We start from the raw sequence: 26592 nt of genomic DNA, 5'->3' as shown, positions 1-26592 counted from the left end.
TTTATCTCAAAAATTACTCTCGAGCCAGAGCATCTACTGGATCCAGTCGTGCCGCATTTCGTGCGGGTAACCAGCCAAATAAAATCCCGGTGACCGTCGAGCAGAGAAACGCCAGCAGCAGCGCCAACGGTGAAAAACCAATCTCCCAGCCGGGTAAGAAAAGCTGCAAGGTGAAAGCAATTAACAGTGACAGTGTTATTCCCAACGCGCCACCGACCAGGCAAACCAGTACGGCTTCGATCAGGAACTGTTGCAACACATCACTTGCTCGCGCACCTACAGCCATGCGAATGCCAATTTCCCGCGTCCGCTCGGTCACTGACACCAGCATAATATTCATTACACCAATACCGCCCACCACTAGCGAAATCACCGCCACCAGCGTCAGAAACAGTTGTAAAGTACGTGTGGTCTTTTCAACGGTTTTCAAGACGCCGTCCATGTTCCAGGTAAAGAAATCCTTCTTACCGTGGCGCAGTGAAAGTAAACGCGTGAGTTGCTGTTCCGCCTCAGCGCTGTCAAAGCCTTCTTTCACCCTGACAGTAATGGAGTTCAGCCACGACTGACCCATAACTCGCCCGGACATCGTGCTGTATGGCAGCCAGACACGCAGCACTTTACTGCTACCAAACATCGACTGTTTTTCTTCCGCCACACCAATGACTCTGGCGGGCATATTGCCGACCAGAATCACCTCGCCAACCACATCTGCTTTATGGGGGAAAAGCTGGCGGCGAGTATTACTGTCGAGAACCACGACCTGCGCACGACCGTTCAGCTGCTCCTGATTAAAGGTGTTCCCTTCACTGAAGGTCATGCCATAGACATTAAAATAATCGCCGCTCACGCCATTGGCACTGGCAGCCACATCAACATTGTTATAACGCAGGCGCAGGTTTTGCGAGACGGCAGGTGTGGCTGAGGCGACCCACGGTTGTTTTTGGATGGCGATTAAGTCATCGTACTTCAGCGCCTGCTGATATTGCGGATCGTCATCGCCAAAATCTTTCCCGGGATAGACATCAATAGTATTCGTACCAATAGAACGAATATCCGCCAGCACCATTTGTTTGGCGGCGTCGCCCACCACGACAATTGAAACCACCGACGCAATACCGATAATAATCCCCAGCATGGTCAGTAAAGTACGCATTTTATTCGCTGCCAGCGCCCGCCATGCCATCGTCAGCGCCTCGTTAAAACCGCTGGCAAACTGCCGCCAGCCAGACGCCGTGTTGACAACAGGTTCCGTCCCGCCAGCAACATTCACTTTTTCAATGGCGGGAGGATTGCGCACAATTTCACCGTCGCGAATTTCGATCACCCGCTCGGCCTGAGCAGCGACCTGCGGATCGTGGGTAACGATAATCACCGTATGCCCGCGATCGCGCAGCTGATGCAGGATCGCCATCACCTCTTCGCCAGAATGGCTGTCCAGTGCGCCGGTTGGTTCATCGGCAAGAATTACCTGACCGCCGTTCATCAATGCCCGCGCGATGCTGACACGCTGTTGCTGACCACCCGAAAGCTGTGCCGGATAATACTCTGTACGGTCTTCCAGCCCCAGTCGTTGCAGCAACTCCTGGGCGCGAAGCAGCCGCTGTTTCCGCTCAAGACCAGCATAGACGGCGGGTACTTCAACGTTCTGCTCGGCGGTTAAATGCGAAAGCAAATGGTAACGCTGGAAAATAAAGCCGAAATGCTCGCGGCGTAGTTGCGCCAGCGCATCGGCGTCCAGCGTGGCAACATCCTGACCGGCGACGCGATAGGTGCCGCTGGTGGCCTTATCCAGGCAGCCGAGAATATTCATCAGGGTCGATTTACCGGAACCTGAAGCGCCGACAATCGCCACCATCTCACCGGCATAAATATCGAGGCTGATGCCCTTCAGCACCTCAACCTGCTCATCACCGGCAGGATAGCTGCGACGAATATCCTTTAATTCGAGCAAGGGTGTCATTGCGCAGCTCCTGGTTTGGCCTCACCAATCACCACTTCATCGCCAGCTTCCAGCCCTTTGACAATCTCAACATCGGTATCGTTACGTGCGCCAATCGTCACTTCACGCTCGCGTGTTTCACCATTACGCAACAATTTGACTTTATAACGATTATCGCCAACCGGATCGCCTAACGCCGACAGAGGGATCGTCAGCACATTTTTCACATCGGTGAGCTGAATATGCACTTGCGCGGTCATATCCAGCCGCAGCAAACCATTGGGGTTGGGTACTTCAAAACGGGCGTAATAGAAAATAGCGTCGTTAACCTTTTCCGGCGTCGGTAGCACATCCTTGATTTGCCCCTCGTAGCGCGTCAGTGGATCGCCAAGCACCGTAAACCAGGCTTTTTGCCCCGGCTTCAGGTGGATTACATCCGCTTCAGAAACCTGCGCTTTTACCAGCATGGTACTCATATCTGCCAGCGTCAGAATGTTCGGTGCTTGTTGTGCGGCAATCACCGTCTGGCCTTGCAGAGTGGTGATTTGCGTGACTTCCCCGGCCATCGGGGCAACGATGCGAGTGTAATCGAGATTGGTTTTAGCCGTATCGAGAGAGGCCTGATTGCGCTTGATTTGCGCGTCAATGGTGCCAATTTGCGCCTGTTTCACAGCCATCTCCGTCGCGGCGGTATCGAGATCCTGCTGTGAAACCGCTTGCGTTTGTGCAAGACGTTGCTGACGGGAATACGTCACCCGCGCCAGTTTCAGCTCCGCTTCCGCCTGCTGCCGCTGCGCGCGTAGCTCCATCAGCGTTGCTTCCACCTCCTTAATCTGGTTTTCAGCCTGTTCAGGATCAATAACCCCTAAAAGCTGGTCTTTTTTTACTTTATCGCCAATCGCCACCGACAGCGTTTTCAACTGACCGCTGACCTGCGCGCCCACGTCAACCTTACGCAGCGCGTCCAGCTTTCCGGTCGCCAGCACGCTTTGCTGTAAATCACCGGGGCGCACAATCAGTGTCTGATAAGTCGGCACGGGGGCGTTAAGAATTCTCCATAACGTAATCAGTCCGGCGATGACTATCACCAGCGCAATAACGTAACGCTTCTTCACGGTTTTCCGCTTTTTCATAAATATTCTGAATACTCCATATGCCAATCCGGGTCATTAACTTCAACGAAATATCAACAAAACCCTAAAATTTACGTTAGTAATCACACTATTGATGTTTGGTTAAGATACGCAATGGTGAAATCGACGTCATGTATAACCATTGATTTCATGAATATGTCGCAGCTAACTGAACGGACCTTTACGCCATCTGAATCTCTCAGCAGCCTGTCACTTTTTCTTAGTCTGGCACGTGGACAGTGTCGGCCGGGTAAATTCTGGCATCGCCGTAGTTTTCGCCAGAAATTTTTGCTGCGCTCGTTGATTATGCCGCGTTTAAGCGTTGAGTGGATGAACGAACTTTCCCACTGGCCTAATCTCAATGTGTTGTTAACGCGCCAGCCGCGACTGCCTGTGCGTCTGCATCGCCCTTACCTTGCGGCGAATCTTAGCCGTAAGCAATTGCTGGAGGCGTTACGTTACCATTATGCGTTACTCCGCGGGTGTATGTCGGCGGAAGAATTCAGCTTATATTTGAATACCCCCGGGCTGCAACTGGCGAAGCTGGAAGGCAAAAACGGCGAGCAGTTCACACTTGAGCTGACCATGATGATCTCAATGGATAAAGAAGGTGACAGCACCATCCTGTTTCGCAACAGCGAAGGTATTCCTCTGGCAGAGATCACGTTTACCCTGTGTGAATATCAGGGGAAAAGAACAATGTTTATTGGCGGACTGCAAGGCGCAAAATGGGAAATCCCACATCAGGAAATCCAGAATGCGACGAAAGCCTGCCACGGGCTATTTCCCAAACGCCTCGTGATGGAAGCGGCCTGTCTGTTTGCCCAACGTTTGCAGGTAGAGCAGATTATTGCCGTCAGCAATGAAACGCATATTTACCGCAGCCTGCGTTATCGCGATAAAGAAGGCAAGATCCACGCTGATTACAACGCTTTCTGGGAATCGGTTGGCGGCGTATGTGATGCTGAACGCCATTACCGCCTTCCAGCACAGATAGCACGAAAAGAGATTGCCGAAATCGCCAGTAAAAAACGGGCTGAATACCGTCGGCGCTATGAGATGCTCGACGCTATTCAGCCACAAATGGCCACGATGTTTCGCGGTTAATCCGCGCGACCGCGCGCCAGCCACAGCACGCGTGAGAACATTTTTTTCAGCAGCGTCGGTACGGAATCCACACCACGACGTCCGGCCTCCATTGCCACTTCAATGGCAAGATCGGGTTTGGAAGAGCGATGGATCGCTTTCGAGATAATTTTGCGCAGATTCATCGGTACATTTTCCGGGATTTGCGCCACGCGGTGGAACACATCGGAAAATCCCTGGCGATACATAAAATGTTCCATATCCAGCGCCGGTAACGCCGTTAAATGTTCTCGTTCGGCTTCCCGATCGTTATTCAACAGGCTGCGTACCGTAGCGGCATATTTCTTCCCTGCTTCATCGCCATCGACCAGTACATGCCATTCAATCCCCATTCGCCGGGCAAATTTCACCAGTGGTTTTAGCCCGGACTGGGCAAATTCAATGACCTTAATCCCTTCGGCATCGAAATGGTGTCCACACTGGCGCGCCAGTTCGTTGATAACCCAGGTTTCTGTTTCCCCTTCCACCAGCAGCCAGCAGCGTGCAAACAGCGATGATGGACGATTAAAACGAATGTGGAAAGAGATGCGTCGGCTATCTTCGGTACTCAAACCACTCGGCCCCAGACGCCAGGCGGCAACGCGCGAGGACTCACGTACCAGTCGGCAAACATGCTCTACCGGCGTTAACGAAAGCAACTCTCCCGAGTTGGTAGTAGCGATGCGCTGCAATGGCAGAAGATTCAACAGATGCCAGGCAACTGAAAGCATAATGGGGTGTAAACGGGTTTCTGGATCTTCGATCAGCAACAATGGACGGGCGTCTTTATCCAGTCGCAATGTGCCTTTTGCCTGCAACAAAGTAGCAAACAGGCCGAGCAAAATAACCCGATACGAGCGCCCACCAGGTCGGTCAATCATCCGGTTGATGATATCCAGATAGCGCCAGCTTCGTTGCTCATTGCTGGCTCGCCGCCGCATTAAACGATATCGCGCCTGTCCGGCCCCCTGCTCAGAGAAATAATGCTCAAGCAGCTGTACCATTGCGGAAAGTCCCTGACGAATCTGTCCATCAGAGAGATTTTGCGGATGTGAGGACAACTCACGGGCGAGGAAATCGAGCTGGCGCGCGGTGACTTCCACATTAGGGACATTTGGCACCGTGCCGTTACGAATACGGCGCATAAAACGGGCATCACGCAAGCGCAGCACCGGCATTAAACGCACCAGATGGCGTGCCTGATCGTTAATATCCTCGACATCAATCGGATGTCCGTCTTTATCGAGAAAACTGCGGAGTGTCATCACGCTGCCGTCTTCCGCACTCTCCCCTTCCAGACGATAAAAAATACGGTGATAGCCATCGGTGCATGGCGTCCAGCACGCTTCCAGTGGCCGATAGCGGCGTACCCGATGTCGGCCTGGCAGCGATTCGCGGAAGGTCAAAATAATATGCAGATGATGTTCCCGTCCGTTGATATCTCCCGGCGGGAACCAGAAATCGTCGCGCTCAAAATGGTAGAGATCTGATTCTGGCGATAGCAGCAGGGTTAAGGCGTCCAGCAAGCTGGATTTACCCCACGCGTTCTCCCCAATCAGGACGTTGTTTTGTTCCAGCATCAACGACAAACGGTTGATACCGCGAAAACCCACAATTTCAACGCGCTCAAGAATCATATCCCCTCCAGAAATATGTGACTTATCCTTTACGCTGGCAGTATAACGGGAAAGGCCATGCTAATACGTGATGACATCACATTTAAGCATGGCAAATGTCTGAAAAATGAGCGAATAATCGCGTTATACTCCCTCTTGCTGATAAGCCTGCAAAAACAACAAAATCAAATAATTAGCATGATAAATTATTTTTTATTACGCCTAAAGGATTAAATCTTTTGCTTGCACTACACTGTCAATCAGACAAATGACTATATGGGGCAACCCGCTGTTGCCCTAAATCAAATTTACTGGATTTATTTATCTGGTGAATGACTCGCCTTCGTTTTTAAAATAGCCGCGCATTATTTCCGTCGTCACTTTTTTACGACGACCCTATAAAACGACCATATTTTTCACAGGGTCAATTTTTAATTGAGGTGGATATGTTCAGAAAATTAGCAGCTGAATGTTTTGGTACTTTCTGGCTTGTTTTTGGTGGCTGTGGTAGTGCCGTACTGGCCGCAGGCTTCCCGGAATTAGGCATTGGTTTTGCCGGCGTGGCGCTGGCATTCGGTTTGACCGTTCTGACAATGGCCTTTGCTGTTGGTCATATTTCTGGTGGTCATTTTAACCCGGCGGTCACTATTGGCTTATGGGCTGGCGGACGTTTTCCGGCAAAAGAAGTCGTTGGCTACGTAATTGCCCAGGTTGTCGGCGGTATTGTTGCGGCGGCGCTGCTGTATTTAATTGCCAGTGGTAAAACGGGTTTTGACGCGGCAGCCAGCGGTTTTGCTTCTAACGGTTATGGCGAGCATTCGCCAGGCGGTTATTCCATGCTTTCCGCGCTGGTAGTTGAACTGGTATTGAGTGCGGGCTTCCTGTTAGTGATCCACGGCGCAACCGACAAATTCGCTCCGGCAGGTTTTGCGCCGATCGCTATTGGTCTGGCCTTAACCCTGATTCACTTAATCAGTATTCCGGTGACTAACACTTCTGTTAACCCGGCGCGCAGCACCGCGGTTGCTATCTTCCAGGGCGGCTGGGCGTTAGAACAACTGTGGTTCTTCTGGGTGGTGCCAATTGTCGGCGGTATTATCGGTGGTCTGATTTACCGGACTCTACTGGAAAAACGTAATTAATTAGCATTGGCATTTTATCTGCCCTGGTTGTTTTATCTTCGACGTTACAAACCGCACGGGTGTTGGTGGCGTCAAAATCGCTGAAGCGTTCCCCGAAGGCCGGGGCAGCCCACATGGATGTGGGCTGAGGGCGCGTCTTACAGGGACGTTACCTCGCGCCCGACCCGGTAGCCGAAGGGGATAAGCTGAAGGTACCGCGCAGCGGCGATTTTGTTCGCCAGAGCCCGGGGGTGCAGGGGGCGGCGGCGACTGGCCGCCCCCTGCGCGCTCCCTGCGCCAGTGGCTTTATATGGCATTGCACATGAAAGGAGCGCAACAATGCTAAACACTAATATAGAATTAAAAATCCCCCTCTGATGCATAACATTTCCTTTTAATTGCAACTTTACTCGTCCTTCCGCTTTCAGTAGTGTGTCATCGCGCATTTCGACTTCATCTTTGCAAGGACTGGGTTTTCATGTTTTCTGGGCTGTTAATCATTCTGGTTCCCCTGATTTTGGGTTACCTCATTCCGCTTCGCCAAAAAGCTGCATTAAAAGTTATTAATCAGCTATTAAGTTGGATGGTTTACCTCATTCTCTTTTTTATGGGTATCAGTCTGGCGTTTCTCGATAACCTCGCCAGTAACCTGTTGGCGATTCTGCATTATTCTGCTGTCAGTATTACCGTTATTTTACTGTGTAATATTGCCGCCCTGATGTGGCTGGAGCGCGGTCTGCCATGGCGCAATCACCATCAGCAAGAAAAACTCCCGTCGCGTATTGCGATGGCACTGGAGTCGCTAAAACTGTGCGGCGTAGTAGTGATTGGTTTTGCCATTGGTCTGAGTGGACTGGCTTTCTTACAACACGCGACCGAAGCCAGTGAATACACCTTAATTCTGCTACTTTTCCTCGTCGGTATTCAGTTGCGCAATAATGGCATGACCTTAAAGCAGATTGTCCTTAATCGCCGGGGAATGATTGTCGCCGTGGTGGTGGTTGCCAGTTCATTAATTGGTGGTTTAATTAACGCCTTTATTCTTGATCTTCCCATCAATACCGCGCTGGCAATGGCCTCCGGTTTCGGCTGGTATTCTCTTTCCGGTATTTTATTGACCGAATCTTTTGGTCCAGTAATCGGGAGCGCGGCGTTTTTTAATGATCTGGCCCGTGAGCTGATTGCTATTATGTTAATCCCTGGGCTGATTCGCCGTAGCCGCTCTACTGCACTGGGCTTATGCGGTGCGACGTCGATGGATTTCACCCTGCCCGTTCTTCAACGTACAGGCGGGCTGGATATGGTCCCGGCGGCGATTGTTCACGGTTTTATTCTTAGTCTGTTAGTGCCGATTCTCATCGCCTTTTTCTCTGCATAATACCTCTCTGGCGGTAGATCCCTGCCGCCAAAATTGCGCTAAATCAATCTCCCTTAAAGTTGCATTAAAAATCTCTTTTATCCCCGCGTTAAGCGTCTTAACCTTAAACATGTATATTAAATATAACTTTAAAAGGTGTGATCATGTTTTGTGTGCAATGTGAACAAACTATCCGTACTCCGGCAGGAAACGGCTGCTCATACGCGCAGGGGATGTGTGGTAAAACGGCGGAAACCTCTGACCTTCAGGATTTACTCATCGCGACGCTGCAAGGGCTTTCGGCCTGGGCAGTGAAAGCACGTGAATACGGCATCATCAACCACGATGTAGACAGCTTTGCGCCACGTGCCTTTTTCTCAACCCTGACCAACGTTAACTTCGATTCTCCGCGTATTGTCGGCTACGCTCGTGAAGCGATTGCCCTGCGCGAGGCGCTGAAAGCACAGTGCCTGGCTGTAGATGCCAACGCCCGCGTCGATAACCCGATGGCTGACCTGCAACTGGTGAGTGACGATCTCGGCGAGCTGCAACGTCAGGCGGCGGAATTTACTCCCAATAAAGATAAAGCTGCGATTGGCGAAAACATTCTCGGCCTGCGTCTGCTCTGCCTGTATGGCCTGAAAGGTGCGGCGGCCTATATGGAACACGCACACGTTCTCGGTCAATACGACAACGATATTTATGCCCAGTACCATAAAATCATGGCGTGGCTGGGGACCTGGCCTGCCGATATGAACGCGCTTCTTGAGTGTTCAATGGAAATCGGCCAGATGAACTTCAAAGTGATGAGCATTCTGGATGCAGGCGAAACCAGTAAATACGGTCACCCGACGCCAACCCAGGTCAACGTCAAAGCGACGGCAGGTAAATGCATTCTGATTTCCGGTCACGATCTCAAAGATCTCTACAACCTGCTGGAACAGACCGAAGGCACGGGCGTTAATGTCTACACCCACGGTGAAATGCTGCCTGCGCATGGCTACCCGGAGCTGCGTAAATTCAAGCATCTGGTCGGTAACTACGGCAGCGGCTGGCAGAATCAGCAAGTGGAGTTCGCTCGTTTCCCTGGCCCCATCGTGATGACCTCGAACTGCATCATCGACCCAACCGTAGGCGCTTATGACGATCGTATCTGGACCCGCAGCATCGTTGGCTGGCCGGGTGTGCGTCATCTGGATGGCGAAGATTTCTCTGCGGTCATCGCCCAGGCGCAACAGATGGCGGGCTTCCCGTACAGCGAAATTCCGCACCTGATCACCGTGGGCTTTGGTCGCCAGACACTGCTTGGCGCAGCCGATATGCTGATTGATCTGGTGAGCCGTGAAAAACTGCGTCATATCTTCCTGCTTGGCGGCTGTGACGGCGCACGCGGCGAGCGTCACTACTTCACCGATTTCGCCACCAGCGTGCCGGATGACTGCCTGATCCTGACCCTCGCTTGCGGTAAATATCGCTTTAATAAACTTGAGTTTGGCGATATCGAAGGTCTGCCGCGTCTGGTAGATGCTGGTCAGTGTAACGATGCTTACTCAGCAATTATTCTGGCGGTAACGCTGGCAGAGAAACTGGGCTGCGGAGTCAACGATCTGCCGCTGTCGCTGGTGCTCTCCTGGTTTGAACAGAAAGCGATTGTCATTCTGCTGACGCTGCTTTCTCTGGGTGTGAAAAATATCGTCACCGGCCCGACTGCACCTGGTTTCCTGACACCAGACCTGCTGGCGGTGCTGAACGAGAAATTCGGCCTGCGTTCTATCACCACTGTTGAAGAAGACATGAAGCAACTGTTGAGCGCGTAAGGAGTTTGTCGATGACGATGCCAACGAATCAATGCCCGTGGCGGATGCAGGTTCATCACATTACGCAAGAAACGCCGGATGTGTGGACGATTTCCCTGATTTGCCACGATTACTACCCATATCGCGCCGGGCAATATGCACTGGTCAGCGTGCGTAACTCAGCGGAAACGCTGCGTGCTTACACCATTTCCTCCACGCCAGGCGTGAGTGAATACATTACCCTGACTGTGCGGCGGATTGATGACGGTGTCGGCTCCCAGTGGCTGACGCGCGATGTAAAACGCGGTGATTATCTCTGGCTTTCGGACGCGATGGGGGAATTTACCTGCGACGATAAAGCAGAAGATAAATTCCTGTTGCTGGCGGCAGGCTGCGGCGTTACGCCGATTATGTCGATGCGTCGCTGGCTGGCGAAGAACCGTCCACAGGCCGATGTGCAGGTGATCTACAACGTGCGTACGCCGCAGGATGTGATTTTCGCCGATGAGTGGCGTAACTATCCGGTAACGCTGGTGGCGGAAAATAACGTTACCGAAGGCTTTATCGCTGGTCGTCTCACTCGCGAACTGCTGGCAGGTGTCCCTGATTTAGCCTCACGTACCGTGATGACCTGTGGCCCTGCTCCATATATGGATTGGGTAGAGCAGGAAGTGAAAGCGCTCGGCGTGACGCGTTTCTTTAAAGAGAAATTCTTCACCCCAGTAGCGGAAGCGGCGACCAGCGGTCTGAAATTCACCAAACTGCAACCGGCACGAGAATTTTACGCCCCGGTTGGCACCACGCTACTGGAGGCGCTGGAAAGCAATAACGTTCCGGTTGTCGCCGCCTGCCGTGCAGGTGTTTGCGGCTGCTGTAAGACAAAAGTGGTTTCCGGTGAATATACGGTGAGCAGCACAATGACGCTGACCGACGCCGAAATCGCTGAAGGTTACGTGCTGGCCTGCTCCTGCCATCCGCAGGGAGATTTGGTTCTCGCATAATCGCCTGATGCCCGATGATATTCCTTTCATCGGGCTATTTAACCGTTAGTGCCTCCTTTTTCTCCCATCCCTTCCCCCTCCGTCAGATGAACTAAACTTGTTACCGTTATCACATTCAGGAGATGGAGAACCATGAAACAAACGGTTGCAGCTTATATCGCCAAAACACTCGAATCGGCAGGCGTGAAACGCATCTGGGGAGTCACGGGCGACTCTCTGAACGGTCTTAGTGACAGTCTTAATCGCATGGGCACCATCGAGTGGATGTCCACCCGCCATGAAGAAGTAGCGGCGTTTGCCGCTGGCGCTGAAGCACAACTTTCAGGAGAACTGGCGGTCTGTGCCGGATCGTGCGGCCCCGGCAACCTGCACTTAATCAACGGCCTGTTCGATTGCCACCGCAATCACGTTCCGGTACTGGCGATTGCCGCTCATATTCCCTCCAGCGAAATTGGCAGCGGCTATTTCCAGGAAACCCACCCACAAGAGCTATTCCGCGAATGTAGTCACTATTGCGAGCTGGTTTCCAGCCCGGAGCAAATCCCACAAGTGCTGGCGATTGCCATGCGCAAAGCAGTGCTAAACCGTGGCGTTTCCGTTGTCGTGTTACCGGGCGACGTGGCGTTAAAACCTGCACCAGAAGGGGCAACTACCCACTGGTATCATGCGCCACAGCCAGTCGTGACGCCGGAAGAAGAAGAGTTACGCAAACTGGCGCAACTGCTGCGTTACTCCAGCAATATCGCCCTGATGTGCGGCAGTGGCTGCGCGGGGGCGCATAAAGAGTTAGTTGAGTTTGCCGGGAAAATTAAAGCGCCTATTGTTCATGCCCTGCGCGGTAAAGAGCATGTCGAATACGATAACCCGTATGATGTCGGAATGACGGGATTAATCGGCTTCTCGTCAGGTTTCCATACCATGATGAATGCCGATACGTTAGTGCTGCTCGGCACGCAATTTCCCTACCGCGCGTTCTACCCGACCGATGCCAAAATTATTCAGATTGATATCAACCCAGCCAGCATCGGCGCGCATAGCAAGGTAGATATGGCGCTGGTCGGCGATATCAAATCAACCCTGCGGGCATTGCTGCCACTGGTGGAAGAAAAAACCGATCGCAAGTTTCTGGATAAAGCGCTGGAAGATTACCGCGACGCCCGCAAAGGGCTGGATGATTTAGCTAAACCGAGCGAGAAAGCCATTCACCCGCAATATCTGGCGCAGCAAATTAGTCATTTTGCCGCCGATGACGCCATCTTTACCTGTGACGTTGGTACGCCAACGGTGTGGGCGGCACGTTATCTGAAAATGAACGGCAAGCGTCGTCTGTTAGGTTCGTTTAACCACGGTTCGATGGCTAACGCCATGCCGCAGGCGCTGGGTGCGCAGGCAACCGAGCCGGAACGTCAGGTGGTCGCCATGTGCGGCGATGGCGGTTTCAGTATGTTGATGGGCGATTTCCTCTCAGTAATGCAGATGAAATTGCCAGTGAAAATTATCGTCTTTAATAACAGCGTGCTGGGCTTTGTGGCGATGGAGATGAAAGCCGGAGGCTACCTGACAGACGGTACTGAGCTGCACGACACCAACTTTGCCCGCATTGCCGAAGCGTGCGGAATTACGGGTATTCGCGTGGAAAAAGCCTCTGAAGTCGATGAAGCCCTGCAACGCGCCTTTTCCATCGACGGTCCGGTGTTGGTGGATGTGGTAGTAGCCAAAGAAGAGTTAGCCATTCCACCGCAGATCAAACTTGAACAGGCCAAAGGATTTAGCTTGTATATGTTGCGCGCAATCATCAGCGGACGCGGTGATGAAGTGATCGAACTGGCGAAAACGAACTGGCTAAGGTAAAAAGGGTGGCATTTCCCGTCATAATAAGGACATGCCATGATTGATTTACGCAGTGATACCGTTACCCGACCGAGCCGCGCCATGCTCGAAGCAATGATGGCCGCCCCGGTTGGGGACGACGTTTACGGAGACGACCCTACCGTTAATGCTCTGCAGGACTATGCGGCAGAGCTTTCCGGTAAAGAAGCCGCCATTTTTCTGCCGACCGGCACCCAGGCTAACCTGGTCGCTCTGCTCAGTCACTGCGAACGCGGCGAAGAGTATATTGTCGGTCAGGCCGCACACAACTATCTGTTTGAAGCCGGTGGCGCAGCGGTGCTGGGCAGTATTCAACCGCAACCCATCGACGCGGCTGCCGACGGCACGCTACCGCTGGATAAAGTGGCGATGAAAATCAAACCCGACGATATCCATTTCGCCCGCACCAAATTACTCAGTCTGGAAAACACTCACAACGGCAAAGTGCTGCCGCGTGAATACCTCAAAGAAGCATGGGAATTTACCCGCGAGCGCAATCTGGCGCTGCATGTGGACGGTGCGCGCATCTTTAATGCTGTGGTGGCTTACGGCTGCGAACTGAAAGAGATCACACAATATTGTGATTCGTTCACCATTTGCCTGTCGAAAGGTCTTGGGACGCCAGTCGGTTCATTACTCGTCGGTAATCGTGATTACATTAAACGTGCCATTCGCTGGCGGAAAATGACAGGTGGCGGGATGCGCCAGTCCGGCATTCTGGCTGCCGCCGGAATATATGCCCTGAAAAATAACGTTGCGCGCTTGCAGGAAGACCACGACAACGCTGCCTGGATGGCGGAGCAGCTGCGTGAAGCAGGCGCGGATGTGATGCGTCAGGACACCAATATGCTGTTTGTTCGCGTCGGGGAAGAAAATGCTGCCGCGTTAGGCGAATACATGAAAGCGAGAAACGTGCTGATTAACGCCTCGCCGATTGTCCGCCTGGTGACGCATCTTGACGTCTCGCGCGCTCAGCTGGCGGAAGTCGCCGCCCACTGGCGCGCATTCCTGGCGCGTTAAGGAGGGAGACGTGCCGCAACGCATTTTAGTTCTCGGTGCCAGTGGCTACATTGGTCAGCATCTGGTGCGAACACTCAGCCAGCAGGGGCATCAGATCCTGGCGGCGGCACGTCATGTCGACAGGCTTGCAAAGCTGCAACTGGCAAATGTCAGTTGCCATAAAGTCGATCTCAGCTGGCCGGATAACCTTCCGGCCCTGTTGCAGGATATCGATACGGTCTATTTTCTGGTGCACAGCATGGGCGAAGGCGGCGATTTTATCGCTCAGGAGCGCCAGGTGGCTCTCAACGTCCGCGATGCGCTACGTGAAGTCCCAGTTAAGCAATTAATCTTTCTCAGTTCGTTGCAGGCCCCGCCACATGAGCAGTCGGACCATCTGCGCGCCCGTCAGGCTACGGCGGATATTCTTCGTGAAGCGGGTGTCCCGGTGACCGAATTGCGTGCCGGAATAATCGTTGGTGCAGGTTCAGCGGCGTTCGAAGTCATGCGCGATATGGTCTACAACCTGCCAGTGTTAACGCCGCCACGCTGGGTTCGTTCACGCACCACGCCCATCGCGCTGGAAAACTTGCTGCACTATCTGGTGGCGCTGTTAGATCATCCGGCCAGCGAACATCGCATCTTCGAAGCCGCCGGACCAGAAGTGCTCAGTTATCAGCAACAGTTTGAACATTTTATGGCGGTGAGCGGTAAGCGCCGCTGGTTGATCCCCATCCCCTTTCCGACCCGCTGGATTTCGGTGTGGTTTCTCAATGTGATTACTTCCGTACCGCCCACCACCGCCAAAGCGTTGATTCAGGGGCTGAAACACGATCTGCTGGCAGATGACACCGCGTTACGTGCACTCATCCCACAACGGCTGATTGCTTTCGATGACGCGGTACGTCGCACGTTGAAAGAAGAAGAAAAACTGGTCAACTCCAGCGACTGGGGATACGACGCTCAGGCCTTTGCCCGCTGGCGACCGGAGTACGGTTATTTCGCCAAACAGGCGGGGTTTACCGTTAAAACGTCCGCCAGCCTTGCGGCTTTATGGCAGGTGGTGAATCAAATCGGCGGTAGAGAGCGTTATTTCTTTGGTAATATTTTGTGGCAGACCCGGGCGCTGATGGACCGCGCGATCGGTCATAAGCTGGCGAAAGGCCGCCCGGAGCGTGAATATTTGCAAACTGGCGATGCGGTAGACAGCTGGAAAGTGATTATCGTCGAGCCGGAAAAACAACTTGCGTTGTTATTTGGCATGAAAGCGCCGGGGCTGGGACGACTGTGTTTTACCCTGGAAGATAAAGGCGACTATCGTACTATCGATGTTCGCGCATTCTGGCATCCGCACGGGATGCCGGGGCTGTTTTACTGGTTACTGATGATCCCCGCGCATCTGTTTATTTTTCGCGGAATGGCAAAACGAATCGCCAGACTGGCAGAACAAAGCACAGATTAATCGACAAAACCTGCGTTATTCTTTCATGTTTCCCATTGCATCATGGAGGAAATCACGGAAGAATGCGCACGTTATTTTCTCAACAACAGTGGATTGATATGAAGGTACTGGTTACCGGCGCCACCAGCGGCTTAGGTCGAAACGCGGTAGAGTTTTTATGCCAGAAAGGCATCAGCGTGCGAGCGACCGGTCGCAACGAGGCAATGGGTAAATTGCTGGAAAAAATGGGCGCAGAGTTTGTTCCGGCGGATCTGACCGAGCTGGTCTCATCACAAGCTAAAGTGATGCTCGCGGGCATTGATACGCTGTGGCACTGCTCCAGCTTTACCTCGCCCTGGGGGACACAACAGGCTTTCGATCTGGCTAACGTTCGCGCCACTCGCCGCCTGGGTGAATGGGCTGTCGCCTGGGGTGTGCGTAACTTTATTCATATCTCTTCACCCTCCCTGTACTTCGATTATCACCACCATCGCGATATTAAAGAAGATTTTCGCCCTCACCGCTTCGCTAACGAGTTTGCCCGCAGCAAAGCAGCCAGCGAAGAAGTGATCAATATGCTTTCGCAGGCGAATCCACAAACGCGCTTTACTATTCTGCGCCCACAAAGTCTGTTCGGACCGCACGATAAAGTCTTTATCCCCCGTCTGGCGCATATGATGCACCACTACGGCAGCATTCTGTTACCGCACGGCGGCAGTGCGCTGGTGGATATGACCTACTATGAAAATGCCGTGCACGCCATGTGGCTGGCAAGCCAGGAAGCCTGCGATAAGCTACCTTCCGGGCGTGTGTACAACATCACCAACGGCGAGCATCGCACACTGCGCAGCATCGTGCAGAAGCTGATCGACGAGTTGAATATTGACTGTCGTATTCGTTCCGTCCCCTACCCGATGCTGGATATGATCGCCCGCAGCATGGAGCGTTTAGGCCGCAAGTCAGCAAAAGAGCCGCCGCTGACCCACTACGGCGTCTCCAAGTTGAATTTTGACTTTACGCTGGATATTACGCGTGCGCAGGAAGAGTTAGGTTATCAACCAGTCCTCACCCTGGATGAAGGTATCGAGAAAACTGCCGCCTGGCTACGCGACCACGGAAAACTGCCGCGCTAATCCTGCCCGTATTTCTCCAGCAACGCTTCGGCAATCGCCTGAGTTTCTGCATCCGCTTCGCCGTTGTATAACGTCGGGCGGAAATGCATCTGGAACGCCATAATCACGCGCCGCTGCTCGCGCGGTGTCATATCAGGTTTAACGTCATAACCGTAGCGCGCCAAAAGCTCCAGCAATGATGCGGTATCTACCGGTGTGTGCGGCGCGCGCCCGGCAAGGTAAAAGTTCACCCGCTGCGCATCCGGCCAGGCACCAATCCCCTGCTGCGCCAGTTGTTGCCAGGGGAATAACGGCCCCGGATCGTCTTTGCGCTGCGGCGCAATATCCGCATGTGCCACTACGTTTTCCGGCTTGATGTGATAACGGGCAATAATATCTTTCGCCAGCGGAATAAGCGCCTGAATCTGTGCCTGTTCAAACGGGGCAAAATATTTCACTCCGGCTGATTTCTGCCAGCCACGGTTTTCCAGCTCAATGCCAATAGAGGTGTCGTTAAGGCGCGTTGCCCCGCGCCAGGCGCTAATCCCCGCATGCCAGGCCAGTTCCTGTTCCGGCACCAGTTGCCAGATGCGCGGTTTACCGTTGTATCGCGGTGGCACCGCAGGGACCAGATAATGCGAGCTGACCTGCTTGTCGGTCAGTGTCGCCAGCGAGCTATCAAAATCATCTGCGGTGTAGTGGATAACCAGCACTTTAATGCGCGGATACGCCGCCTGCGCCTGGCGTCGGGTATCAAGCTGATATCCCTCTTTCTCGACAATGCCCTTTTCGCCGGCACACCCTGCCAGTAACAGAGCGGCGGCGACCAGCCAGAAGACTCTTCTCATCGACGCGTTTTCACCGCCGTACCGCTGACGCTAACCATCAGCATACTGCCGTTTTGCCCGACCGTTTCATAGTCGATATCAATACCGACTACGGCATCGGCCCCCAGCGCCCGGGCCTGATCGCCGAGCTCCTCAAAGGCGATCTCCCGCGCTTTACGCAATTCTTTTTCATAAGCCCCGGAGCGTCCGCCAACGATATCGCGGATACCAGCAAAGAAATCACGGAAAATATTGGCACCTAAAATCGCTTCGCCGGTCACCACACCGCAATATTCGACGATGGTCTGGCCTTCCAGAGTTGGGGTTGTAGAAAATTGCATGATCGATCTCCTTGTTTGTTAAGCCTTCGATCTCTAAAGCATTATCGGACTGATATGCCATGTTGGGAAGAAGGTTTTGATCAGTTTAGGAAATCATCTCATTGTGTCAAAAACAGGTACATAAGCCTGTACAATTATCTGTTTCGTAACCGGATATTGGTTTTATTATGGAGCACCGCTTACCTGTCGTATTATGTAGTACCAGCAACATTAATGAGTGGGAAGAGTCAACTTATATTGTAAATGATTCCTAAAGTCTTCCCCATCTTGCGCCTGAGGTATATACCTCTGGATTGCTTTTTGGTCAGCCGCCGCAAAACAAGAAAGTAATAAGATCTCAATGCTTTTGTCATTAATATAAGCGAAGATCATTCTTGCAAATTCGTATATAAACGCCCGATCCTGAGCGCTTAATAGTTTAATACAATATTTATTTTTAAGAGAATAAAGTATTTCAAGGAAAGCATCCGCAGCAACCTTCACGTTATTACCGGCGATCATATTATATATATCTCTTGCACAGATAGAGTACAGAGATAGTAAACAGCCATACAAATAATCATTTATTAATTCTTTTGTCCATTTTACTGGCAACCATGGTTTTATCTTGACACCATGCATACTACAGTCATGAAAAAGACATTTACTGAAGTTAACTCTTATCATATCAACATTGAAAAAATGGCAGTTAATAAATTTTAAAGAATGAGTATTTACGTTGTTAATTTTAACAGATCTAAACGAAATATTTTTGAATACACTGTTTATTACATTGCTATTTGTGATTTTAACATCACCTAAACTGCCGTTTTCAAAACAACATTTTTTCAATATGCTTTCATTCACAATAGTGTGTGATAAATAGAGATTACTTATGTTTTGCTTTATTAATGCCACGTCATTAAAATGACTATATTTAATAAAGCAACCATCATTGAGTAGTGTTTTAAGATTGACTAAATTAGTTGCATCTTCACGTACCATCGTGGCAACTGGAACAGGCAACGACATGAAAACTTCTTCATTCACCATCAAGTGGATCATGCATTGCGTTCCCTTTGTCATATCCACACTTACGCTACAAATATCGTTGTAATGCGAAGAGTGCATTTCAGGAAACAAATTAAACACGGTATCTTGAAAGGCACTAAATCGTGTTAATAAATCCTGATAATGAACAGGTTTTGTTTCAAAATTATCATCAGCAAATCCAAGCACTATTGCATGCTCTACATCTAACGCAGTTTCAAATGACTCTTCTTCTGTAAAATCATTATTTAAAACCTCACCTGACGTATTATCACTGTCATAAAAAGTGCTCATCAATGCGATATTGTTTGTTACAGCGTCTTTTGCGATATTCTCACTAATTGCATATCGCCTGCTATAATCATAAAAATGAATAAACGCATCCTTTATAAAGGATATATATTGCTCTTTGTTAAAGTCAATACGACTGTATAATTTTTCAAAAATCACATTCGCAATCTTACTACCCATAGTATGCCTGTATAATAATGGGTGCGATTCAATCGTAAAATACTTGTCTAATTGATATTGTAATTTATTCTCATAGTCCAGTGGGAAAAGAAATTTTTGTCTTTCAAGTTTCCCATTCGATACATTACGCATTCCAATGGTAATTCTTTCATTACCCACTTTTATTTCAACTTCGTTATCTTCTGATTTGCCAAGATATTTTTTAACATCAATCTCGAAAGCATTACTAAAAAATATATTAAATTGATAATTCGCTGATGGAATATTTTCCGCTAGCAACTCATCATTTTTTATGAGATCACTATCAGCATTTATTGCTAATATCAGATGCAAGTAGATGGTGTCCCATGTAGACAACTCACCCTTACGACTGGAATTTAATATCGCGAAAAACTCCCTCAGTGAATCGAGGAAATTATCACTTTGATTCAGTTGTGTGCCTGGAAATGATGATACTTGATCAGATATATTGTTTATCATATTTAAAATCACCCAAGGGAAAAGATATTCTACTGAACTCCTTGTGCTTTATTATTATAAAAGCACAACGCATTTATACTCATATTAATTAACGAAACACTGATACAGTTTGATTTATTCTTCGCTCAAACTCATTAGCTTAAATTCTTTACCCACAACTGTAGCATATATAATATTATCAAAAGTCAAAGCTGGGACTATCAAATTTCGCTCATTTTCAAAAATACAATGTAATTTTAGCAATCATCTTAATCGCAGGATCTCTTATTGCATGTGAAAAATTCTGTAATGATTAGACAATAACCGCGTTCATTTATCACGCGTTATAAATGTGAAACTGGCTTCTTGCAGATGCTCTTAACCTCTACAGGAGGATTTATCCCGCCATTTCAGAACTATCATATTTACCTTAAATGATCATTTCAGCCATATAACACGCTCAACCTCACAAATGGTTTACACTGTCTATTGTTTGGGTAATTTAAGTTAGTCAGCTACGAGCAACCTTGAGTGGGTAGCCAGCAATGGACTCAAACCCAATCAGGTGTTCAGATTGTTTCAGAATTGTATTAAAAACAATGTATTAAATAATCTGATAACGTTTGGTCGTAGTGTGACGCAGACAGCAAGCTAATAAGGAAATGATTATGCGCTACCGTTCACTATCTCTACTTATTCCATGTGCACTGCTGCTGAGTGCCTGTACCACCGTCACGCCAGCTTATAAAGATAACGGCCCCCGCACCGGTTCCTGTGTCCAGGGTGGCCCTGACAGCGTGGCTCAACAATTCTATGACTACCGCATTCAACATCGTAGCAATGACATTACCGCCCTGCGCCCCTATTTGAGTGACAAACTGGCAACCCTACTTAGCGATGCCAGCCGCGATAACAGTCATCGTGAATTGTTAAGCAGCGATCCGTTCTCCAGTCGAACCACCTTGCCAGACAGCGCCCACGTTTCCAGTGCATCGACTATCCCTAATCGTGATGCCCGTAACATTCCATTGCGCGTGGATCTCAAACAGGGTGACCAGGGCTGGCAGGATGAAGTGTTAATGATTCAGGAAGGCCAGTGTTGGGTCATCGACGATGTGCGCTACTTAGGCGGTAGCGTTCATGCCACAGCGGGTACGCTCCGTCAGTCCATCGAGAATCGCTAACGCCTTGATCAACCAATAAACCCCGTAAATTGTCCGGCATTTCGTGAGGAATGCCGACATTTATGCTCGCCGACCACCGCCCCCGTTATTTTGTGCTATGTTTATTGAATAATGCGCTTTGCTTTTAACTTTTAAAGCAGAAATATTGCATAATTATTCTGTCAAAGGTACTATCTTCGACCTCAATAGCTATCAGACTGCCAGTATACGAGTGTCAATGAGTATTCAATTAAACGGCATTAATTGCTTCTACGGCGCGCATCAGGCGCTGTTCGATATCACGCTGGATTGCCCACAGGGCGAAACGCTGGTGTTACTTGGCCCCAGCGGCGCGGGTAAAAGCTCGCTGCTGCGTGTACTCAATCTGCTTGAGATGCCGCGCTCCGGTACGCTCAACATTGCAGGCAACCATTTCGATTTCACCAAAACACCCTCTGACAAAGCGATTCGCGATTTGCGTCGTAACGTTGGCATGGTGTTTCAGCAATACAACCTGTGGCCGCATCTGACCGTGCAGCAAAACCTGATTGAAGCGCCCTGCCGTGTACTGGGGTTGAGCAAAGATCAGGCGCTGGCCCGTGCAGAAAAACTGCTGGAACGTCTGCGTCTCAAACCTTATAGCGATCGTTACCCGCTGCATCTTTCTGGTGGTCAGCAGCAGCGTGTTGCTATTGCCCGTGCGTTGATGATGGAACCGCAGGTACTGCTGTTCGATGAACCGACCGCCGCACTGGACCCGGAAATTACGGCACAAATCGTCAGCATCATTCGTGAGTTGGCAGAAACGAATATTACCCAGGTGATCGTCACCCACGAAGTTGAAGTGGCGCGTAAAACCGCCAGCCGAGTGGTGTATATGGAAAACGGTCATATCGTAGAACAAGGCGACGCGAGCTGCTTTACCGAGCCGCAAACCGAAGCATTTAAAAACTATCTCTCTCACTAATATTCGGGATAACAACAATGAAAAAAGTTCTGATTGCCGCGTTAATTGCAGGTTTTAGTCTTTCCGCCACAGCTGCCGAAACTATTCGTTTTGCTACCGAAGCCTCCTATCCTCCGTTTGAATCGATTGATGCAAACAACCAGATCGTTGGTTTTGACGTCGACCTGGCACAAGCGCTGTGTAAAGAGATTGATGCAACCTGCACTTTCTCCAACCAGGCATTTGACAGCCTAATCCCAAGCCTGAAATTCCGTCGCGTGGAAGCGGTGATGGCCGGGATGGATATCACCCCAGAACGTGAAAAGCAGGTGCTGTTTACCACCCCGTACTATGACAACTCTGCCCTGTTTGTGGGTCAGCAAGGCAAATACACCAGTGTTGATCAGCTGAAAGGCAAAAAAGTCGGCGTTCAGAACGGGACGACACACCAGAAGTTCATTATGGATAAGCACCCGGAAATCACCACCGTTCCGTATGACAGCTACCAGAACGCAAAACTGGATCTGCAAAACGGTCGTATCGACAGCGTATTCGGTGACACCGCAGTGGTCACCGAGTGGCTGAAAGACAACCCGAAACTGGCGGCAGTGGGCGATAAAGTGACCGATAAAGATTACTTCGGTACTGGCCTCGGCATCGCAGTACGCCAGGGCAACACTGAACTGCAGCAGAAACTCAACACTGCGCTGGAAAAAGTGAAGAAAGATGGCACTTACGAAACCATCTACAACAAATGGTTCCAGAAGTAATTCCTGATGAATGAATTTTTTCCTTTAGCAAGCGCCGCCGGGATGACCGTCGGCCTTGCCGTTTGTGCATTGATTGTCGGGCTGGCGCTGGCGATGTTCTTTGCGGTATGGGAGTCGGCAAAATGGCGTCCTGTCGCGTGGGCAGGTTCAGCGCTGGTAACCATTCTGCGTGGCCTGCCAGAAATTCTGGTGGTGCTGTTTATCTATTTTGGCTCCTCGCAGCTGCTGCTGACGCTTTCGGATGGCTTCACTATCAATCTTGGGTTCGTGCAGATCCCGGTGCAGATGGACATTGAGAACTTCGACGTTAGCCCGTTCCTTTGTGGTGTCATCGCTCTGTCGCTGCTGTATGCCGCCTATGCCTCGCAAACGCTGCGCGGCGCGTTGAAAGCGGTGCCGGTGGGCCAGTGGGAATCCGGACAGGCGCTGGGGCTGTCGAAATCGGCTATCTTTTTCCGTCTGGTGATGCCGCAGATGTGGCGTCATGCGCTGCCTGGTCTCGGTAACCAGTGGCTGGTGCTGCTGAAAGATACCGCGCTGGTCAGTTTGATAAGCGTGAATGATTTAATGCTACAAACCAAAAGCATCGCTACCCGTACCCAGGAACCGTTTACCTGGTACATTGTGGCGGCGGCGATTTACCTGGTGATCACCCTGCTCAGTCAGTACATTCTCAAACGCATTGACCTGCGCGCGACACGTTTTGAGCGGAGGCCCAGCTAATGTTTGAGTATTTACCCGAACTGATGAAAGGGCTGCACACCAGCCTGACGCTAACCGTTGCCTCGCTGATTGTGGCACTGATTCTGGCATTGATTTTTACCATCATCCTGACGCTGAAAACGCCGGTGCTGGTGTGGCTGGTGCGGGGCTATATCACGCTGTTTACCGGTACGCCGCTGCTGGTGCAGATCTTCCTGATTTATTACGGACCGGGCCAGTTCCCGACGTTGCAGGAGTATCCGGCACTGTGGCATTTGTTGTCAGAACCGTGGTTATGTGCGCTGATTGCGTTGTCGCTGAACAGTGCGGCGTACACCACGCAGCTGTTTTACGGTGCGATTCGCGCGATCCCGGAAGGTCAATGGCAGTCCTGTAGCGCCCTGGGAATGAGCAAAAAAGATACGCTGGCGATCCTGCTGCCGTACGCGTTTAAACGCTCGCTCTCTTCTTATTCCAACGAAGTGGTGCTGGTGTTCAAAAGTACCTCTCTGGCTTACACCATTACGCTGATGGAAGTGATGGGATACAGCCAGTTGTTGTACGGACGCACCTACGATGTCATGGTGTTCGGTGCGGCAGGGATTATTTACCTGGTCGTCAACGGCCTGCTGACGCTGATGATGCGTCTGATCGAGCGTAAAGCGCTGGCATTCGAACGGCGGAATTAATGCAGCTGCATGCTGATGCCGGATGCGGCGTGGACGCCTTATCCGGCCTACATAGTGCATAAATTCTTATAATGAAGACGGACAACTCACTAAGTTGTCCGTCTTTTTTTATTTCATTTAAATTATTTAATCATATTTATTGCATATAAATTCACTTGATGGCATTGTTATCCCATGCCGCAGACACGGCCAAAAATCATAAGATTGACAGACGGGAGTTCCATCATGAAAAAGTTAGTTCTTGCCGCTTTACTTGCTTCCTTTACTTTCGGTGCTTCTGCCGCAGAGAAAATCAACTTTGGCGTTTCAGCCACCTATCCACCCTTTGAATCTATAGGTGCTAATAATGAGATTGTCGGCTTTGATATCGATCTGGCAAAAGCCTTGTGCAAACAAATGCAGGCAGAATGTACTTTTACTAATCACGCGTTCGACAGCCTGATCCCGTCACTGAAATTCAGAAAATATGACGCCGTAATCTCCGGAATGGATATCACGCCGGAGCGTAGCAAACAGGTATCGTTTACCACGCCCTACTACGAAAACTCAGCCGTCGTGATTGCCAAAAAAGATACCTACAAAACGTTTGCCGATCTGAAAGGCAAACGTATTGGGATGGAAAACGGCACCACGCACCAGAAATATATTCAGGATCAGCACCCGGAAGTGAAAACTGTCTCCTATGACAGTTATCAGAATGCCTTTATCGATCTGAAAAATGGCCGTATTGATGGGGTATTTGGTGACACAGCGGTGGTTAATGAATGGCTGAAAACCAATCCGCAACTGGGCGTTGCTACTGAAAAAGTGACCGATCCGCAATACTTCGGCACCGGCCTGGGTATCGCTGTACGTCCGGATAACAAAGCTCTGCTGGAAAAACTGAATAACGCGCTGGCAGCAATTAAAGCTGACGGTACATATCAGAAAATCAATGACCAGTGGTTCCCACAGTAAGATTCAGAAAGCCGCACCTGCGGCTTTTTTATTGCTTAACCAGCAGTGTCAGCACTTCGTAATGCGCAGTGTGCGGGAACATATCAAATAGCTGTACCCGTTCAATACGGTAACCTGGCAGTTCGCGGATATCTTTCGCCATGGTTTGGGCGTTACAGCTGGAGTAGATGATAAAACGCGGTGCCATCGTTGAGAGATAATCACACAGCGGTATACCAATGCCGCGGCGCGGCGGGTTAACCAGCACCAGCTCCGGCACTTCCCCCTGGGCGGTGGCAAACTGCGTGGAGTCCAGCGCCTGAAATTGCAAACGCGTTAAGCCCAGTTCAGCGGCTGACTGCTTCGCACAGGCAATGGCCTCTGGTGCAATTTCGATCCCGGTTAACTGAATGTCAGGCGTCGCGCAGTGTAAACCAAAGCCCCCCACACCGCAGAACAGATCCCACATATGTTTAACCGGCAGCTGTCGTACCCAGTCGCGCGCAGTGGCGTACAGCTGGCTGGCGACCGCCGGATTAGTCTGGAAGAAACTTTGCGGACGGATCCACAGCGGTACGTCATTAAAACGCTCTGCCAGTGCCTGTTGTTCGGTCAGGTAGATCTCCGTCTCCCCTTCCATAATCGCCATATGTACCGGCTGAATATTGACGGTAATAACTTTCAGCTGCGGTAGTTGTTCCTGTAACCACGGCAGCGCCTTACGCAGTTGCGCCAGCTTGGTATCAGAACGCAGTACAAAGCGCAGCATCATGCCGCCATCGCTCTGGCTTTCGGTCAGCAGAATGTATTTCAGTTCGCCACGTTTGCGCGCCACGTTGTAAGGCGTAAGCCCGGCGCGAGCAATAAATGGTTTCAGTGCCGCAAAAACGGGCGCAAATGAGGCAGGATAAAGCGGGCAGTCACAAAGGTCTTCCGGTGTACCATCTCGATGCAGCATACCGAGCAGTGGTTTTTCAACGCTACCACTCACCACCATTTTGGCTTTATTACGAAACCCTTGTTCCGGGCCTGACACCGGCGCACACCATTCCTCAACCGGAAAATCGGCGAGCAGATATTTAAGATCGCCGGTTTTAGCGGAGAGTTGCTCTGGAATCGGCTGCGTTATCCACTGACAGGAACGACAGCGACCCGCGTCGTAAAGTGCGCACTGCATACATTGACCTTCACATCATCAGGGGCGACGATTATACACATTATTGCAACTGGAAGAACCGCCGACTGGTCGAGGGAACGAACAGCAGCATCAGGATGAGCATATCCGGCAGCTTCTGCAGCATCAGGCTATGGAAGATTTCACGTTTTGATTCACCGGGAATGCTGAACAGCTCCGGATAACCATACCCCAGCGAAGCCGCCCACAAGTAACTTGCGGCCGTGATTTGAGTCAACAGATACAGCCAGCGCGCCCAGCGACGCCCTTTCACCAGTGAAAACGCACACCAGATCTCAATAAAAACCAGCACCAGACTGCTTAAAAAGACCAGCGTTAAACTCCAGGTTTGTACGCTGCGATGAATAAACTCGCCAATACCGCGCACGCCCAGCGTATTGAAAATCATCAGCACGTCGAGGCCACGGATCATAATAATGGCGAGCGCCGCTACCTGCACCAGCGCAGGCACATTCAGGCGAGCATGAGATGAAGATGTTTTCTTAAAAAATCCCAACGTTTCGTCTTCCATGAAAACAATGCCGCGACATGCGCGGCATTATGTAGCCAGGTTGG

Annotated in this window: 22 protein-coding genes and 1 pseudogene; 15 read left to right on the top strand and 8 right to left on the bottom strand. The window is 50.7% G+C overall.

The genetic code is table 11. The features are described from left to right. Positions 1–13 precede the first annotated feature (13 nt). Both macB and macA read right to left on the bottom strand, forming a co-directional pair. Positions 14–1960, bottom strand: a complete 1947-nt coding sequence (gene macB / locus ACJHX7_RS00715; RefSeq protein WP_094030411.1) for a macrolide ABC transporter ATP-binding protein/permease MacB — start codon at positions 1958–1960, stop codon at positions 14–16. Beyond that, on the bottom strand, positions 1957–3072 hold the full coding sequence (macA, locus tag ACJHX7_RS00710; RefSeq protein WP_000746460.1) for a macrolide transporter subunit MacA: 1116 nt from the start codon (positions 3070–3072) through the stop codon (positions 1957–1959). The genes macB and macA overlap by 4 nt, the downstream gene beginning before the upstream one ends. Before the next feature lie 150 nt (positions 3073–3222). Here macA and ACJHX7_RS00705 point away from each other — a divergent pair, with 150 nt between their 5' ends. Continuing rightward, complete coding sequence (locus ACJHX7_RS00705) at positions 3223–4179, top strand: VirK/YbjX family protein (protein WP_001355621.1); 957 nt, start codon at positions 3223–3225, stop codon at positions 4177–4179. Here the strand turns inward: ACJHX7_RS00705 and ACJHX7_RS00700 are convergent. Next, positions 4176–5834, bottom strand: coding sequence for an ATP-dependent endonuclease (locus ACJHX7_RS00700; protein WP_000599806.1), 1659 nt, complete (start codon positions 5832–5834; stop codon positions 4176–4178). The two genes, ACJHX7_RS00705 and ACJHX7_RS00700, sit on opposite strands and share 4 nt — an antisense overlap. Positions 5835–6259: 425 nt before the next feature. Here ACJHX7_RS00700 and aqpZ point away from each other — a divergent pair, with 425 nt between their 5' ends. From aqpZ to ACJHX7_RS00660, 8 genes are all read left to right on the top strand, one after another. Beyond that, on the top strand, positions 6260–6955 hold the full coding sequence (gene aqpZ / locus ACJHX7_RS00695) for an aquaporin Z (protein WP_000488716.1): 696 nt from the start codon (positions 6260–6262) through the stop codon (positions 6953–6955). 457 nt (positions 6956–7412) lie between these two features. Beyond that, positions 7413–8312 carry an L-lysine exporter LysO gene (gene lysO / locus ACJHX7_RS00690; RefSeq protein ID WP_094030284.1) on the top strand — a complete coding sequence of 300 codons (900 nt, stop codon included), beginning with the start codon at positions 7413–7415 and terminating at the stop codon, positions 8310–8312. A 143-nt stretch (positions 8313–8455) separates the two neighbouring features. After that, the gene (gene hcp, locus ACJHX7_RS00685; protein WP_000458844.1) at positions 8456–10108 is read left to right on the top strand and encodes a hydroxylamine reductase; all 1653 of its coding nucleotides are present in this window, start codon (positions 8456–8458) and stop codon (positions 10106–10108) included. 11 nt (positions 10109–10119) lie between these two features. Continuing rightward, complete coding sequence (hcr, locus tag ACJHX7_RS00680) at positions 10120–11088, top strand: NADH oxidoreductase (RefSeq protein ID WP_000178672.1); 969 nt, start codon at positions 10120–10122, stop codon at positions 11086–11088. Between the two features lie 132 nt (positions 11089–11220). Next, on the top strand, positions 11221–12939 hold the full coding sequence (gene poxB, locus ACJHX7_RS00675) for a ubiquinone-dependent pyruvate dehydrogenase (protein ID WP_000815366.1): 1719 nt from the start codon (positions 11221–11223) through the stop codon (positions 12937–12939). A gap of 36 nt (positions 12940–12975) precedes the next feature. Continuing rightward, complete coding sequence (gene ltaE / locus ACJHX7_RS00670) at positions 12976–13977, top strand: low-specificity L-threonine aldolase (protein WP_000566375.1); 1002 nt, start codon at positions 12976–12978, stop codon at positions 13975–13977. 10 nt (positions 13978–13987) lie between these two features. After that, the gene (locus ACJHX7_RS00665) at positions 13988–15418 is read left to right on the top strand and encodes an SDR family oxidoreductase (RefSeq protein WP_001136540.1); all 1431 of its coding nucleotides are present in this window, start codon (positions 13988–13990) and stop codon (positions 15416–15418) included. Between the two features lie 98 nt (positions 15419–15516). Next, entirely contained in the window at positions 15517–16530 is a 1014-nt protein-coding gene (locus tag ACJHX7_RS00660; protein WP_001305933.1) for an NAD-dependent epimerase/dehydratase family protein, read from the top strand. Here the strand turns inward: ACJHX7_RS00660 and amiD are convergent. The 3 genes and pseudogenes from amiD to ACJHX7_RS00645 form a co-directional block, all read right to left on the bottom strand. Continuing rightward, a complete protein-coding gene (amiD, locus tag ACJHX7_RS00655; RefSeq protein WP_001255171.1) occupies positions 16527–17357 on the bottom strand; it encodes an N-acetylmuramoyl-L-alanine amidase AmiD in 831 nt (276 codons plus the stop codon). The genes ACJHX7_RS00660 and amiD overlap by 4 nt on opposite strands. After that, complete coding sequence (locus ACJHX7_RS00650) at positions 17354–17677, bottom strand: heavy metal-binding domain-containing protein (protein ID WP_001160731.1); 324 nt, start codon at positions 17675–17677, stop codon at positions 17354–17356. Before ACJHX7_RS00650 ends, amiD begins: the two co-directional genes overlap by 4 nt. Before the next feature lie 774 nt (positions 17678–18451). Continuing rightward, a pseudogene (locus ACJHX7_RS00645) lies at positions 18452–19657 on the bottom strand (pentapeptide repeat-containing protein); the annotation flags it as partial. Positions 19658–20304: 647 nt separating this feature from the next. Here ACJHX7_RS00645 and ACJHX7_RS00640 point away from each other — a divergent pair. From ACJHX7_RS00640 to artJ, 6 genes are all read left to right on the top strand, one after another. Beyond that, complete coding sequence (locus ACJHX7_RS00640; RefSeq protein ID WP_094030286.1) at positions 20305–20820, top strand: lipoprotein; 516 nt, start codon at positions 20305–20307, stop codon at positions 20818–20820. Positions 20821–21037: 217 nt separating this feature from the next. Further along, the gene (gene artP / locus ACJHX7_RS00635; protein ID WP_000027205.1) at positions 21038–21766 is read left to right on the top strand and encodes an arginine ABC transporter ATP-binding protein ArtP; all 729 of its coding nucleotides are present in this window, start codon (positions 21038–21040) and stop codon (positions 21764–21766) included. A 17-nt stretch (positions 21767–21783) separates the two neighbouring features. Continuing rightward, positions 21784–22515: an arginine ABC transporter substrate-binding protein ArtI gene (artI, locus tag ACJHX7_RS00630; protein ID WP_000756575.1), complete on the top strand. Its 732-nt coding sequence runs from the start codon at positions 21784–21786 to the stop codon at positions 22513–22515. Positions 22516–22521: 6 nt separating this feature from the next. Beyond that, positions 22522–23238 (top strand): arginine ABC transporter permease ArtQ, encoded by a 717-nt coding sequence (gene artQ / locus ACJHX7_RS00625; RefSeq protein WP_001001691.1) that lies wholly within the window; start codon positions 22522–22524, stop codon positions 23236–23238. Further along, the gene (gene artM, locus ACJHX7_RS00620; RefSeq protein WP_000464491.1) at positions 23238–23906 is read left to right on the top strand and encodes an arginine ABC transporter permease ArtM; all 669 of its coding nucleotides are present in this window, start codon (positions 23238–23240) and stop codon (positions 23904–23906) included. The genes artQ and artM overlap by 1 nt, the downstream gene beginning before the upstream one ends. A 225-nt stretch (positions 23907–24131) precedes the next feature. Then, entirely contained in the window at positions 24132–24863 is a 732-nt protein-coding gene (gene artJ, locus ACJHX7_RS00615) for an arginine ABC transporter substrate-binding protein ArtJ (RefSeq protein ID WP_001295905.1), read from the top strand. A 28-nt stretch (positions 24864–24891) separates the two neighbouring features. Here the strand turns inward: artJ and rlmC are convergent, their stop codons facing one another. Both rlmC and ACJHX7_RS00605 read right to left on the bottom strand, forming a co-directional pair. Next, the gene (rlmC, locus tag ACJHX7_RS00610) at positions 24892–26019 is read right to left on the bottom strand and encodes a 23S rRNA (uracil(747)-C(5))-methyltransferase RlmC (RefSeq protein WP_094030287.1); all 1128 of its coding nucleotides are present in this window, start codon (positions 26017–26019) and stop codon (positions 24892–24894) included. A 40-nt stretch (positions 26020–26059) separates the two neighbouring features. Further along, on the bottom strand, positions 26060–26548 hold the full coding sequence (locus tag ACJHX7_RS00605) for a YbjO family protein (protein ID WP_000389260.1): 489 nt from the start codon (positions 26546–26548) through the stop codon (positions 26060–26062). Positions 26549–26592: the final 44 nt, after the last annotated feature.

The organism is Escherichia sp. WS1451, assembly GCF_046487365.1.
Taxonomy (GTDB): domain Bacteria; phylum Pseudomonadota; class Gammaproteobacteria; order Enterobacterales; family Enterobacteriaceae; genus Escherichia; species Escherichia coli.
Note: the sequence above shows the minus strand (reverse complement) of the source record. Positions and strands in the feature narration are given on the sequence as shown.

Bases quoted from the DNA above. Each gene is read 5' to 3' on its own strand.
- macB (WP_094030411.1), bottom strand. From the start codon at position 1,960: ATGACACCCTTGCTCGAATTAAAGGATATTCGTCGCAGCTATCCTGCC.
- macA (WP_000746460.1), bottom strand. From the start codon at position 3,072: ATGAAAAAGCGGAAAACCGTGAAGAAGCGTTACGTTATTGCGCTGGTG.
- ACJHX7_RS00705 (WP_001355621.1), top strand. From the start codon at position 3,223: ATGAATATGTCGCAGCTAACTGAACGGACCTTTACGCCATCTGAATCT.
- ACJHX7_RS00700 (WP_000599806.1), bottom strand. From the start codon at position 5,834: ATGATTCTTGAGCGCGTTGAAATTGTGGGTTTTCGCGGTATCAACCGT.
- aqpZ (WP_000488716.1), top strand. From the start codon at position 6,260: ATGTTCAGAAAATTAGCAGCTGAATGTTTTGGTACTTTCTGGCTTGTT.
- lysO (WP_094030284.1), top strand. From the start codon at position 7,413: ATGTTTTCTGGGCTGTTAATCATTCTGGTTCCCCTGATTTTGGGTTAC.
- hcp (WP_000458844.1), top strand. From the start codon at position 8,456: ATGTTTTGTGTGCAATGTGAACAAACTATCCGTACTCCGGCAGGAAAC.
- hcr (WP_000178672.1), top strand. From the start codon at position 10,120: ATGACGATGCCAACGAATCAATGCCCGTGGCGGATGCAGGTTCATCAC.
- poxB (WP_000815366.1), top strand. From the start codon at position 11,221: ATGAAACAAACGGTTGCAGCTTATATCGCCAAAACACTCGAATCGGCA.
- ltaE (WP_000566375.1), top strand. From the start codon at position 12,976: ATGATTGATTTACGCAGTGATACCGTTACCCGACCGAGCCGCGCCATG.
- ACJHX7_RS00660 (WP_001305933.1), top strand. From the start codon at position 15,517: ATGAAGGTACTGGTTACCGGCGCCACCAGCGGCTTAGGTCGAAACGCG.
- amiD (WP_001255171.1), bottom strand. From the start codon at position 17,357: ATGAGAAGAGTCTTCTGGCTGGTCGCCGCCGCTCTGTTACTGGCAGGG.
- ACJHX7_RS00650 (WP_001160731.1), bottom strand. From the start codon at position 17,677: ATGCAATTTTCTACAACCCCAACTCTGGAAGGCCAGACCATCGTCGAA.
- ACJHX7_RS00640 (WP_094030286.1), top strand. From the start codon at position 20,305: ATGCGCTACCGTTCACTATCTCTACTTATTCCATGTGCACTGCTGCTG.
- artP (WP_000027205.1), top strand. From the start codon at position 21,038: ATGAGTATTCAATTAAACGGCATTAATTGCTTCTACGGCGCGCATCAG.
- artI (WP_000756575.1), top strand. From the start codon at position 21,784: ATGAAAAAAGTTCTGATTGCCGCGTTAATTGCAGGTTTTAGTCTTTCC.
- artQ (WP_001001691.1), top strand. From the start codon at position 22,522: ATGAATGAATTTTTTCCTTTAGCAAGCGCCGCCGGGATGACCGTCGGC.
- artM (WP_000464491.1), top strand. From the start codon at position 23,238: ATGTTTGAGTATTTACCCGAACTGATGAAAGGGCTGCACACCAGCCTG.
- artJ (WP_001295905.1), top strand. From the start codon at position 24,132: ATGAAAAAGTTAGTTCTTGCCGCTTTACTTGCTTCCTTTACTTTCGGT.
- rlmC (WP_094030287.1), bottom strand. From the start codon at position 26,019: ATGCAGTGCGCACTTTACGACGCGGGTCGCTGTCGTTCCTGTCAGTGG.
- ACJHX7_RS00605 (WP_000389260.1), bottom strand. From the start codon at position 26,548: ATGGAAGACGAAACGTTGGGATTTTTTAAGAAAACATCTTCATCTCAT.